Consider the following 12872-nt stretch of genomic DNA (forward strand, 5'->3'; position numbering starts at 1 on the left):
CCTCCCGCATCGGCTCGATCACAGCTAAAGAAAAAGGAGCAGATGAAACAGTTCGCACAGGCCAGATTAACCTTTGCCACACTTGCTTTCGCCACACTCACGTGGGGCGCAAGCTCTTTGCTTGCGCAATCCAAGCCCTTTCCTTACCTCGACTCTTCTCTGCCTGCCGCTCTTCGTGCACACGACGTAGTCTCCCGCATGACCCTGGATGAGAAGGCCGCTCAGCTCGAAGACTGGGCTACAGCGATCCCGCGCCTGGGTATTCCCGACTACCAAACATGGAACGAAGCCCTGCATGGCGTTGCCAACTCGGGCTATGCGACCGTCTTTCCGCAGGCAATCGGAATGGCTGCCACCTGGAATCCGGCACTGGTCCAGCAGATGGGAGATGTCATCTCGACAGAAGGCCGTGCCAAGTTCAACCAGGCCCAGAGCGAGGGCAATCACCGCATCTTCTATGGCCTTACCTTCTGGTCTCCCAACATCAACATCTTCCGCGACCCACGCTGGGGACGCGGCCAGGAGACCTACGGAGAAGATCCTTTTCTCACCAGCAAAATGGGCGTGGCCTTCATTACCGGAGTTCAAGGCCCTGATCCTGAGCACCCGAAGGCAATAGCTACCAGCAAGCACTTCGCCGTACACAGCGGTCCTGAATCACAGCGCCACGGCTTCAACGTGGAGGTGAGCCCTCGCGATCTGGAAGAGACTTACCTTCCCGCCTTTCGTTCCACCGTCGTGGACGGTCATGTGAAGTCAGTGATGTGCGCCTACAACGCAATCGACGGCGTTGCCGCCTGCGCCAACCCCATGCTGCTCCAGGAGCATCTGCGTCAGGCGTGGAACTTCAAAGGATTCGTCGTGTCCGATTGCGGCGCCATCGTCGACGTAACCAAGGGCCACCACAATGCACCGGACGTTCTCCACGCCTCTGCCATCTCCATCCAAGCTGGTACCGATCTCTCCTGCAGCATGTGGAACCCCGGCTTCAATACACTGGCCGACGCCGTGCGCAAGGGCGTCGTCTCCGAAGATCTGCTCACCCGCTCCGCCGAGCGCCTCTACACGGCGCGCATGCAACTCGGCATGTTCGATATCTCGGGCCCCTATGACCGCATCCCTTTCGCTGAGAATGGTTCTGAGCAACATCGGCAGATCGCCTTGCAGGCAGCGGAGCAATCGCTCGTGCTGCTCAAAAATGATGGCGTGCTTCCGCTCTCTGGCAAACCCAGGCACATCGCCATCATTGGCCCAACCGCCGATCTGCTCGATTCCTTAGAGGGCAACTATAACGGCACGGCCATCCGGCCAGTCTCCCCACTCGACGGTCTTCTCACACAATTCCCGCAGGATACGATTCGCTATGCGCAAGGCGCTACGCTCGCCGAAGGCATTGCTATCCCTGTGCCACGCACGGCCTTTCCTTCGGGATTGAAGACTGAAATCTTCGCCACACCCGACTGGACTGGCAGGCCGCTCGCCCTGCGCACAGACTCGGAGATTCAATACGACTGGCGCGAGGCCTTACCGTCTCCCGAGCTTCACACCCATGACTACTCCGTACGATGGAGCGGTGCGATTGAGGTACCTGCTGCCGGGCACTATAGCTTTACTCTCGAAGGCGGCAACGGTTTTCCCTACTCACCTACAGAAAAATATCGCGTCGTCTTCGACGGCAAAACCCTGACCAGTGGCGATCTTAATCCTGGAGCCGCTGGTGCAGGAACCGCCAGCTCCCTCCTGGGTGGATCGCCTACGACACCGCCTAAGATGTCCAACCCAAAACCTGCAAAGTTCGAGGTCGACTTCACCGATACCAGGCCGCATCAGATCGAGGTCTGGTACAGCCACTCAGGCGATCGTGCCGGTGGAGGCGCAACGCTAAGCTGGGAGCCCCCGGCCCAGGCCCAGCTTGCTGAAGCCGTGAGTGCCGTACGTGACGCGGACGTAGTGCTTGCCTTTGTAGGACTCTCGCCTCGACTGGAAGGCGAAGAGATGTCCATCAAGATCGATGGCTTCAACGGCGGAGATCGAACGAACATCTCTCTGCCCGCATCACAGCAACGCCTGCTTGAAGCCGTATCCGCGACTGGCAAACCTCTCGTCGTCGTCTCTCTTACAGGCAGCGCCCTCGCCCTCACCTGGGCCAAAGAACATGCGAATGCGATTCTGCAAGGGTGGTATCCCGGCGTCGAAGGAGGAACGGCAATCGCGCGGACTCTTGCAGGACTCAACAACCCCGCTGGACGCCTGCCAATCACCTTTTACGCAGGAACACAGGACCTTCCAGACTTCACCGACTACTCTCTGAAAAACAGGACGTACCGCTACTACACGGGCACACCGCTGTGGGGTTTCGGCTATGGAGTCAGTTACTCCACCTTCCACTACGCTCCGGTCAAGCTCTCTACCACGTCCATCGAAGCGGGCAAACCCATTACAGCTTCCGTGATAGTTACCAACACCAGCAACCGCTCTGGGGACGAGGTTGTCGAGGCCTACATTAAGACACCTCAGGTCGACGCTCCTCTGCATTCTCTGGTCGGCTTTGAACGCGTCCACCTTGCTGCCGGCGAGCACCGGGAGGTTCAACTCAAGATCGATGCTCGCGCACTTTCGAGTGTCGACAGCCAGGGGCAGCGGTCCATTCTTCCCGGGGTCTACCATCTCGTACTCGGGGATGCGCAGCCGCAGGAAGCCCTATCCAAATCAGAGGCCAGCTTTACAGTTGTTGGCAGAGCTGAATCGCAAAAATAGTATGGCTTCGTCATGCTTAACAAATCTGCTCGCTGCAGACCCACAAAGGGCATTCCATGAAATTCGCTTACATTTCGCTGTTCCTGTTTAGCACCTCCCTGCTGGGTCAGCAGGCCACTCCAGCCACGGCGGCCGCTCCCATCGTTGCGCAGGCAGCACCCGCAACATCGCTTACCCCTCAACAGATCGAGGGCATGCAGAGGAAGCTTGCAGACTGGCCGGCACTCGCACACTATCGCGACGAAAATATCAAGCTCGGAGACCCGGCCCCCGGAGAGAAACGTGTGGTCTTTATAGGGGATTCCATCACAGAGTTCTGGGGTAAAACCTATGGCAAGTTTTTTCCCGGCAAGCCCTATGTGAATCGCGGCATCAGCGGACAGACCACGCCTCAAATGCTAGTGCGCTTTCAGCAGGATGTACTACATCTGAAGCCCACCGTAGTTGTCCTTGCGGGCGGCATCAATGATATTGCAGGCAATACCGGACCGGAGTCCCTGGAAGCTATCGAGGATAACTACCGCTCCATGGTTCAGCTGGCGAAGGCCGCTCACATCCGAATCGTTATCACATCGCCACTTCCCGCGTCCTTGATCCCCTGGCGACCGAGCGTCCATCCGGCGGAGACTGTCCGCCAGCTGAACTTATGGATCAAGGGATATGCGCAGACCGAGCATCTGGTGTACGTCGACTACTATTCAGCGATGGTAGACGACCATGGCGGCATCCGTCCCGCTCTCGCCATCGACAAAGCCGTACACCCTAACGATGTCGGCTACGCCATCATGGAGCCTTTGGCCCAGCAAGCGATTGAACGCGCGCTTGCTGAGCCGCAGCCATAACGGTCAGACTCAAAGATGGAACTACAACCCGCTGGCTTTCCCGCCTTGAACGAAGTGGCGAGCATAAGCAATCTCCGGCCGCTGAGAGTGCGCGCCATTGTTTGTAACCTTCAAGAGCTGTTTGTAATAGGTCTCTGCCTCTTCGTGCTTCCCTGCTGCTTCCGCAGCGCGGCCTGCGTGATAGAGCGCGTTCAAACGATTGGGACTCAGTTTTAGCGCTGTACGGTATTGCACCAGGGCCTCTGCCGGACGATTGTCTGTCAGAAGCATGTCGGCATACATCTCGCGTGCCGGGATATCGACCTCAGCCTGGCCTACTCGGTCCTGCCTGTCCGCAGCAGCAGCGATAAATTGAAGAGCCTCTGCGTCCTTCTTATGCGCGAAGCTTTGCCAAGCCTTGATCGTGTCCTGGGCTACCTGTCTCTCATCGGAGATCGGACTGCCATCGCTGGCAAGTTTGCCATAAACAGCATCAGCCTCTGCTGCTGCCTTGTCTGCAGCCACGGCATCACGAAGATGTCCGGCAGCAATAGTCTGCTCCCAGGCCCGGTAATACTGCGCAGAGACCAGGGGATGAGCAGGCTCCGAAATAGCCAGAACAGCCTTCCAGTCGTGCATCTCAAGACCATAGATGCCAGGCAGTTCTACCTCGAAGTAGGTCATGAAAAGGGCCATGCCATCGTTCTCGATGCCGGGCAGCGAGCGTAGATGCGCGAGCATGGGTTCGGTGTAATCGAGTACCCGCTTGGCATTCGCATCGTCAGCCTCCTGGAGATAGGCATAGAGCAGAAACTCATAGGCATGCATCTGATGCCCTACGCCTCCCAGGTGATTTTTCTCGGCATACTCCGAGGCGTGAACCGAGGCCTCATTCGAATCGATGTCCTGCTGCCACATGCCCAGGCGCGCGAAGATGTGGCCTGGCATATGCAGGGCATGCGCGGAAGAGGGTGCGATCGACGCATATTTTTCCGCCGCGGCAAGCGCTTCGGGGGCTAACTGCGGGCTGTCGCAGGTGTGAATGATGTAATGGGCCAGCCCAGGGTGATCAGGATGTGCCTCGAAGGCAGGTTCCAACACAGCCAGGGCTTTACGGGCATCGCCCACTGGATCCTGTGTGCCGATGCTGGCGGCCAATCCAAGGCCATAGAAGGCTGTGGCCTCGATATCCTCCGGATAAGCTGTGTGCAACGCACCCATTGCCGCATCGTAACCCTGCAGAGCTTTTTCATTTTGCGAAGGATCGGCGTGGAGATAGCCGCTCAGAGCCGCGATATAACGGCGTTCACGATCTGTCTTAGCATTGAGCGCGGTAGCCTTATCGATCTCCGCCACACCAGCCTTGCGACGATCGTCAGGCATGCCATCCCAGAAGGGACGCCACTCGGTCATGGCCAATCCCCATTCAGCCATGGCGCAATCCGGATCGGCTACAGCCACTGATTGAAACTGCTTCTCCGCTTCCTCGTACCAAAAAGAATGGAGGAGAGCGACGCCACGCTCAAAAGGCAACTGCACAGACGCAGCACAGGAGATAGGCATGTGAACGGCGCCGAACTTCTCAACCGACATCGTATCCCCACCCTCCGCTCCATGGTGATGATGCTGTTGCGCCGAGAGAGATGCGGAAGAGACCAGCAGAACAGGAACAAAGCACATCGCGAAAAGTTTCTTCACTCCACCCAAATTGATGGCCGAAGAAAACAATGGGGACTGAGCATATATAGTCAAGAGGTACCTCTGTGTTTCTTTAATAAAAGCGGTTTGTCTGTTCTTCTTCAAAAGACTGCCTAATCCGAACCTATAGGTTGTGCAATCTATAGGTTCGGCTCAAGCGCATAGATCATCCGTAGATTCACGTGATCCATCAAAGCTTGCCTGAAATAACATGGCGATGCTACAGGACGACGGGTACTTCTACTTGTCTTTTCCGTACCAGCTCATAGTATCCAGTTGCCCAATCATGGTCTTTCATTCCTGCTTCGATGGCTGCATCGAAGTTCTTTCCCATCAGTTCAGCCAAAGGTGTCTTCACACCATTCGCCGCAGCAGCTTCACGAAACAAGCGGATGTCTTTCTCGCCCAGTTCCATCGAAGCTCCAACCTCCTTCGGTGGGTTTGTGAGTGTTTTCCCATACACCTCATAAAGAGGCGAACGGAACGCCGCACTGTTTGCCATCTCTACAAATAGCTCGGGAGAAACTCCCATGGATTCTGCAACCATCATCGCCTCGGACAATGTGGCAACCATCGCCGCAACGGAAAAGTTACCTGCCAGCTTCATGGCATGAGCGCTCCACGGCTCCTCGGAAACAACCGTCATGCCCCGCGTATAGCTCTCCAATAGCGAACGCACACTCTGCACCGCCTCTTTAGCTCCGCCCACGACAGTCCACAGCTTGCCTTCGGCCGCCACATTTGGACGCCCAAACACCGGAGCACCGACGTACCTGTGACCACGTTTTGCATGTTCTAACGTAAGCCGCTTCGCCAGTGCAACGCTAATCGTGCCTACTGATACATGAACCGCATTCTTCGGCATGGCATCCAGCACCCCACCATCAAACAGAACGGCTTCCGTCGCAGCATCGTTCAGCAAAAGAGAAAACACTACTTCACAACTACTCACAGCCTCCGCAGCGCTCGATGCCATCGTTGCGCCCTTCGATGCCAACTCTTTTGCCGCTGATGAACTTCTATTCCACACCGTTACTTCACAACCCGCATTCAACAGATGAGGAACCAGAGCGCTCCCCATCTTTCCAAGCCCTAAAAACGCAACCCGCATACAATCTCCAACTCTTCACGTACATTTCATCTAAGCCGCTGACGCCCAACGGCACTTTATTGAGGCAAATGTAGATTTTTGACCAAAATCTCGGAACAAACAACTGCCGTGGCCTGAGATCTAATTTGAAAACCCCACAATTTACAAAATATCACCACAGACAACGCCTTTAGGCATGGACCAGAATCTCGCGCGCATCTTCCAACAAAGTGGGAAATAAGTCTCGAGCGACCAAGGTCATTCCCAGTTTTCCATTCGTGGTAATCACGGATACCTTTTGAATATCCGAAACGGCAGCGCTACCGGTAAAGAGGTTCTCGATTTTAAGATTGCCGTATTCCGTGCGAACCTTATAGCTGGCATAGTTGGTAACCATGAGTTCGTACCGTGATGGCGCCGTGCGGACAAACCGGTACAGGTCAAGCGCGCCATGCTCTTCTGCAACCATAGAAGAAAACGAACCGAGAAGGTATCGAGCTCCGTCGAGACTCTGAGCGGGCAGCATATCTTCTTTCACGGCCCTTGCGATATCCCAGAACGATGCTCCCTCTGAAAGAGGCACACGACCACTATGAGCGGAAATCAATAAGCCTGCTGCGTCTGGAATCATTAATGTCCTCCTCATATCGATTGGAGACATGCAACGAATCGGCCCAAGCTCCCATGCTTTCGAGTAGCGCTTGCCAGCCAGCGCCAGAGCTGTAACCAGTGCGGCATGCACCGTAGTGTTTTCTTCCTTGGCGCGCCGCAGCAACGCGACTGTCTCTTTTTCTCCAAGCTGCCGGTGTTGTACACGAATTTTCGGCAGCTCCACGCGCGTTCCATCTTCCGAAGCAACCGACCTTCCTGCCAGCTTCTTTACATACGGAGCGGGAGCAGGTAACCCAAGAAGTTGTCCCATGCCAGGCTGCAATTCGAGAGGTTCGTCCAACGCTTCTCCTGCCATCGCGGCCATCAAATCCTGGACCAACAGCAGATGCGATTTGCCATCGAGGCTGCTATGGTGCGTCGCAAATAAAATGACAGAGCGATCTTGAGCATGAAAAAGTGTTGCCCGTGTGAGCGGACCGCTGCCATTCCCGAACGATTGCGCCAATTCGCTTTCCATCTCTTCCTCTAATACCAGCCAATCGGTTAAAGGAACAATCCGCAAAGGGATGGAGGAACCATGTACTTTTTCGAAAAAAGGACGCTGACCTGGAATCTTCCTGATCGATGCAGACAGCAGAGGATGACGAGTCTGTACGGCAGACAGTGCACCCCTCCACTGCTTCGTCGTCGTTGCACCATGCACTTCGAAAACAATAGAGTGAGATAGATTTGTATTGTGCTCCATGAGCCAAATATATTCTTCAAACCCATCAAGATCGCGAAGCTTTGTTGCACTTACAGATTGATCCTGTTCAACATCTGAGGCATAAATAGCAGCAGTAGACAAAAGACACTCCTTCATTTCCTGTAATACCCAAAGTGAATAAGAACGAATAAATGCAATTCATGAAAGATAAGGACAGAGTTCTACTGACACAGAAAACTATCCGTAGCGATCTATCGTATTCTTCTCAGCGGGTAGGGGTCTTTCGATTGGTTAACCCATCGTTGCATCGCAAGCAGTAAACGCTGCTTCTTGCGATACATCTGCGCGGATGGAATAACACGGTCGTCAGGCGTCTATTCCCGGCATCGATCTTTCGCCACCCAGTCATACCGATAATCGCCCACTCAGTGTTGGCGGTGGTGTAGCCGTTTCCGTGTCTCTGCCAAGCAGGCGCCACGAACGAAAACCAGGCCAGCACAATTGTGCTGGCCTGGTTTTCGTTCACAGGGTGAGTTCAGATTTGGGTTGCACCGGCGCATTCCGGTACAAAATGCTTTATTTGCATGATTTGGATCCTATTTGGGAATAAAGCATGCAATCGAGTGTTTCTCCATTAGCAAGCAGCGGTATGTACGGCCGCCTAAAGGAAGAACATGATTCCCCATATCGGTCCAGAAATGGCAGACGTGATTTTAAACAGTTCCAATACGTCGCGGCTCAACGCTCAATGGCTGACTTTCGATGTTTCACATTTACTACGAACCCTATCGTCAAGTTCCGTCCGCAGAGGGCCCTCCCTCCTGCCTCGGTTCTCTCTTGCCGTTCTCTTGTCAACCACCGTTAGCCTTGCCAGGCTTGCGCTTTACCCTCTCACCCAATAGTCATCATCCTCGCCGCTGCGAGAACAGCAATCACTGGGGGATCAAAGCTTCGATCGATGCGAGTTCCAAATAAAGGATCGGAGATGCAAGCTGAAGTGCTTCTGGAGGGGGGAGACTTCAGACCCCCAGAAGGGGTATATTTTATGTACTCTGAAGAGTCATAGCTTAGACCCCCTGAAGAGACCTGCTCTGAGCGATGTTGGGCCCTAGTATAAAACGCGCATTCCGTAGACAATGCAAGAATGATGTTCCAGAAAGTCGGCCTAAGCAGTAAGACGGAGGCCTTCGGCTTAGAATATATAGACGCCCTGTATGGTTATGCCCTCATGCTCACGCGGAATCGCAGTGACGCAGAAGATTTGGTACAGGAAACCTATGTCCGCGCGTTGGATGCGAAGGACCGGCTCCGTGAAGACAGCAACGTTAAAGGTTGGTTTTTTACCATTCTTCGAAATTTATGGTTGAACCAGTTACGAAAGCGCAAATCAGAGCCGCACCTCGTCGAGATCGATGGCCAGGAAGGCGGTGCCGATTATCTGTCCGGCAATACACCCAGTTCAGATGAGATTCTCGTTGCCAAGGAAGATGTGGAACAGGTTCGTTTCGCTATACGTCAACTTTCTCCGGAGTTTCAAGAAGTTATCCATTTGCGAGAGTTTGAAGAGCTGTCATATCAGCAGATTGCCATTGTCCTTAGTTGCCCAACAGGCACAGTCATGTCACGCCTGGGAAGAGCGCGCGCGAAACTACGCGCCTTGCTAACTCCAACGTGGAGCCAGACGGCAAGCTCAGGAAAGGACTCACGCTCATGAAAAGTCACGAAGATTACGACACGATGATTCAGCTCTTCATTGACGAAGAGCTACCAGAGGGGAACCGCGAGGAATTCCTCACTCATTTTAAGGATTGTGGCGATTGTCAGAAAACCCTGGTAGAGGCAGAGGCATTCTCCGAAACGGTACAACGGGCGCGTCCACAAGTTCAGGCACCTGCTGCTCTGCGTGCGCGAGTCCTGAACCAGATGGACAGAGCCCACAATAAAGCCGGCTTGACAGCGCTCGCGCAAATACAAGCTGCTGTCAGCCTTTACTGGAGACCACTTTCCATGGCCGCGATGCTTTGTATCGTCGCAGGGGGAGGACTGTCGATCTCACACTTCCGCCGGGAATCGCTCGCCAATGATTTCATCCGTTCCGCCGTTGCCAATCATCGCAAGTTTGGAATCGATACATCACTTGATATAAGCTCCAGTTCCCCGCAGGAGGTATCCTCTTGGTTCGCCCAGCGAGTCTCGTTTCCCTTCCGAATGCCTAATGCAGGTATCGCGTCTGATGATCATGCAAAGTACAAGCTTATGGGAGGACGCTTGGTGGACTTTGGCGGCCAGCGAGCAGCTCTTGTGGTATTCCAGATGCCAAACAACCGCATCAGCCTGCTGGTTTCCTCGGATAAATTAGCAAAGGCCATGGGCGGAAAGATTACCCAGTCAAGCGGTTTGAGATTTCACGCCAGAGACATGAATGAACTCCACATTGCTACGTGGGATAACAAAGGACTTACCTACGCGCTCGTCTCCTCGGTTGCGATGGGGAGCAGTGGGTCCTGCTCGACCTGCCATAGGAGTTCAGCCACGGGCGTTGCCAAAAACAAGAAACCTCAGGATGTCGTAGAACATGTACTGCAGGCCTCAGAGAAAAACCCTCTTCAGGAAATGATCCCGAATTCTGTGGGCGTCTCTGCTGGCCGATAAAACTGTGATTCACAATTCAGTCACTGCATTTCTACTCACTCTAGATCTAAAACCATTCCGTCCAAAGCAAAGGCGAGAATATTACTCTCTGCCTCATGCCAACTACAGACATGGATATTCAGGCCCCAAGGATTGAAATCTATTTCAGATTCAAGCCCCGGGGCCAACCAGTTATCAGAAGAGGTGCACCAGCACCGATTTAAAAGTGGTAGGCCGCGCCAATAGTACCGACTAAGGGACTAAGACCGTGATTCTCAAAAGATGGCCACTCTTGCTGCTCAATGTCAAACAACCGGACATTGAGCCGTCTGGTAGCTCTTAAATCTACACCGCCACCAAACGCATAGATGAAGTAGTTCCCCGAACTATCAACTGGGTAGTAGCCTTTTTGAAACTCGAAGTTGCCAATCCCGAACAACGCTTTGGCATACGGGCGGAAACGTCCTATCCTCCACTCATAGCGCGGCCCCAGAAGATAGCTGCTTTGTCCTATGTCGCTAGGAGTAACGATCTTTAGATCATGAATCTCGCCATCGATTCCCAAGTGGCGAAAACGCCTGAAATCTAACGTTCCATAGATTGTGATCCCTTTGATATGCGGAGAGGAATAGTCAGGTTGGGCAGCGCTTATGCCAACACCGATCTGAAGATCCAACGGTCGTGATGCAGCCGGCGTTGCTTGCGCGAAAAGCCCGCAGGGAAAAGCGATGAGAACTACCAATAAAGCTAGATATCGTTGTATTTGCATCAGATTCCTTTTGTAAATCTTTCCTATCATAGCCTTCGCGCATTCTCGGGCTACTACGTGGCGCTCTTTGCGTGTTTCTTATAGAGACCCTGTTGAAATAGCCTCTATTTCGGATGCATCTACATTCCGGGTAAACAATCCCATCTTGCGCATTCCACGTTGGAATGGACCCTGCGTCTTCATAATCAGGATCAATACCCTATTTAGCACAGATGCTTCCTGGTTCTTAAGACGGCCAAACGTTGCCTTCGGATGTATCGATGAATCGGGATTTATACCAAAGGCACCAAACATGACAAAAAGCTTGCACCCTCCAAAAGTCTTCCCCTTTGTAAGGGGCTTGGGCAAGAACATTTCGACACCTGTCGAATTCGTGTCAAAAGGGTTCAAAGGCTTTGGGGGCGTCGCTGGCAGGGATTTGAAGACGCCGAAAATAGTCTTTGGAACACCCGATCAACAGTGCAACCGAATCGCGTTTGCACCGATTGCGATATCTGCCAGAATTGAGACTCCAGAAATCGTCTGCCGTTTTCGACCTCTCAGCTCTGTCACTCCACCCAAAGCTGATCCATAGGGATCGCGCTATCCCATTTTTTTGCGGCGGCACCACGAGGCAGACTGACCTGCCTCCTGTTTACAGAAACATCTGTGAGCTCATGACCGCTACGTGAAATCGCTGTCCATGGGAGCCCACGCCGCTTGGCTTCAATGCATAGATCCACAAAGGTCGAGAACCGCTGCTTGAATTTTGACGCATCGAAGGAACGTGCATTCGACTGTATCCGGACCGGATCATACCGTTCCTGCTCGCTCTCGAAGCACAAAATAGCGCCCACCAGAGATTCGGTCGTTTGCTCTTCAAAGTGCAATCCCGTGACATGAGGAATTACCGTCTCGAGCACGCCGCCTCGCCCATAGGCAATGACCGGCCGGCCATAGGACTGGCACTCCAACGGGACGATTCCAAAGTCCTCCTTTGCAGCAAACAACAGAGCTTTACAACGGGCATACAAAGATGCCAGTTGGGCGGTCGGCACCCGGTCGGCAAATTCTATTGTCGGCCCTGCAATTCTCTTGAGATTCCGGAGTTCGCGCCCACGGCCCACGATGATCAACCGTCGTCCAAGCCGATTGCATGCATGAATCAGTAGATCTACACGCTTGGAGGCTACCAGCCTTCCCACAGACAGGTAGTAGTCTTCAGTCTGAGCATCGATATATCCACTGTTCGCTTCTACGGGAGCATAGACCACTTCACTCTCTAGCCCATAGTGGGTGCGAACACGTTGAGAGATGTATTGCGAATTGGTAGCAAAACCAGTGACCCGTTGAGCGGCAATGTAATCCCACATCCGCAGGTGACGTGTCACAAGCTTGAAGATCGGCCTGGCCAGCCAGGGCAACGCTTCAAGATATTCACGATATTGGTCGTACAAGCAGCGCATCGGGCTGTGGCAGAAGCACACATGCGTCGTTTCGTCATCCAGCAGCACACCCTTGATTACGCAGGAATCGCTTGAGAGGACCAGGTCGTACCCCCGCAGATCGATTGCCTCAAACAGCATGGGGTAAATCGGAAGCAAGTGCCTGTAAAAATGGTACTTCCCTGGGAGGTTGTTCCATTTTGAAGAGATGACTTTTCGGTTGGCGAGCTGTGGCGGCAACCCGCTCTTCTCGCAAAAGAGCGTGAAGATATCCGCATCCGGATAGAGCTCGGCCACGATCCCCACAGACTGCTCGGCACCGCCCAAGGCCAAAAACCAAGGATGAACGATTGCAACGCGCATA

At 53.7% G+C, this 12872-nt stretch carries 9 protein-coding genes; 4 read left to right on the plus strand and 5 right to left on the minus strand.

All coding sequences use genetic code 11. The annotated features are described in order from the left end of the window. Positions 1–42 precede the first annotated feature (42 nt). Both HDF15_RS03540 and HDF15_RS03545 read left to right on the plus strand, forming a co-directional pair. Positions 43–2757, plus strand: coding sequence for a glycoside hydrolase family 3 C-terminal domain-containing protein (locus HDF15_RS03540; protein ID WP_184252888.1), 2715 nt, complete (start codon positions 43–45; stop codon positions 2755–2757). A 56-nt stretch (positions 2758–2813) separates the two neighbouring features. Then, on the plus strand, positions 2814–3599 hold the full coding sequence (locus tag HDF15_RS03545) for an SGNH/GDSL hydrolase family protein (protein WP_184252889.1): 786 nt from the start codon (positions 2814–2816) through the stop codon (positions 3597–3599). Between the two features lie 21 nt (positions 3600–3620). Here HDF15_RS03545 and HDF15_RS03550 read toward each other — a convergent pair whose 3' ends face one another. From HDF15_RS03550 to HDF15_RS03560, 3 genes are all read right to left on the minus strand, one after another. Then, entirely contained in the window at positions 3621–5276 is a 1656-nt protein-coding gene (locus HDF15_RS03550) for a tetratricopeptide repeat protein (protein WP_311733023.1), read from the minus strand. A 220-nt stretch (positions 5277–5496) separates the two neighbouring features. Next, the gene (locus HDF15_RS03555; RefSeq protein ID WP_184252891.1) at positions 5497–6387 is read right to left on the minus strand and encodes an NAD(P)-dependent oxidoreductase; all 891 of its coding nucleotides are present in this window, start codon (positions 6385–6387) and stop codon (positions 5497–5499) included. A gap of 169 nt (positions 6388–6556) precedes the next feature. Further along, on the minus strand, positions 6557–7825 hold the full coding sequence (locus tag HDF15_RS03560) for a condensation domain-containing protein (protein WP_184252892.1): 1269 nt from the start codon (positions 7823–7825) through the stop codon (positions 6557–6559). Between the two features lie 1003 nt (positions 7826–8828). Here HDF15_RS03560 and HDF15_RS03565 point away from each other — a divergent pair. Together HDF15_RS03565 and HDF15_RS03570 are read left to right on the plus strand one after the other, a co-directional pair. Next, positions 8829–9398, plus strand: a complete 570-nt coding sequence (locus HDF15_RS03565; protein WP_184252893.1) for a sigma-70 family RNA polymerase sigma factor — start codon at positions 8829–8831, stop codon at positions 9396–9398. Beyond that, positions 9395–10336, plus strand: a complete 942-nt coding sequence (locus tag HDF15_RS03570) for an anti-sigma factor (RefSeq protein ID WP_184252894.1) — start codon at positions 9395–9397, stop codon at positions 10334–10336. The genes HDF15_RS03565 and HDF15_RS03570 overlap by 4 nt, the downstream gene beginning before the upstream one ends. Before the next feature lie 199 nt (positions 10337–10535). On the opposite strand, the gene HDF15_RS03575 is transcribed toward HDF15_RS03570, so the two are convergent. Next, on the minus strand, positions 10536–11084 hold the full coding sequence (locus HDF15_RS03575; RefSeq protein WP_184252895.1) for an outer membrane beta-barrel protein: 549 nt from the start codon (positions 11082–11084) through the stop codon (positions 10536–10538). A gap of 548 nt (positions 11085–11632) precedes the next feature. Then, positions 11633–12871: a glycosyltransferase gene (locus tag HDF15_RS03580; RefSeq protein ID WP_184252896.1), complete on the minus strand. Its 1239-nt coding sequence runs from the start codon at positions 12869–12871 to the stop codon at positions 11633–11635. Between the last annotated feature and the right edge of the window lies 1 nt (position 12872).

It is taken from the genome of Granulicella mallensis, from assembly GCF_014203225.1.
In the GTDB taxonomy this organism is placed as follows: domain Bacteria; phylum Acidobacteriota; class Terriglobia; order Terriglobales; family Acidobacteriaceae; genus Granulicella; species Granulicella mallensis_A.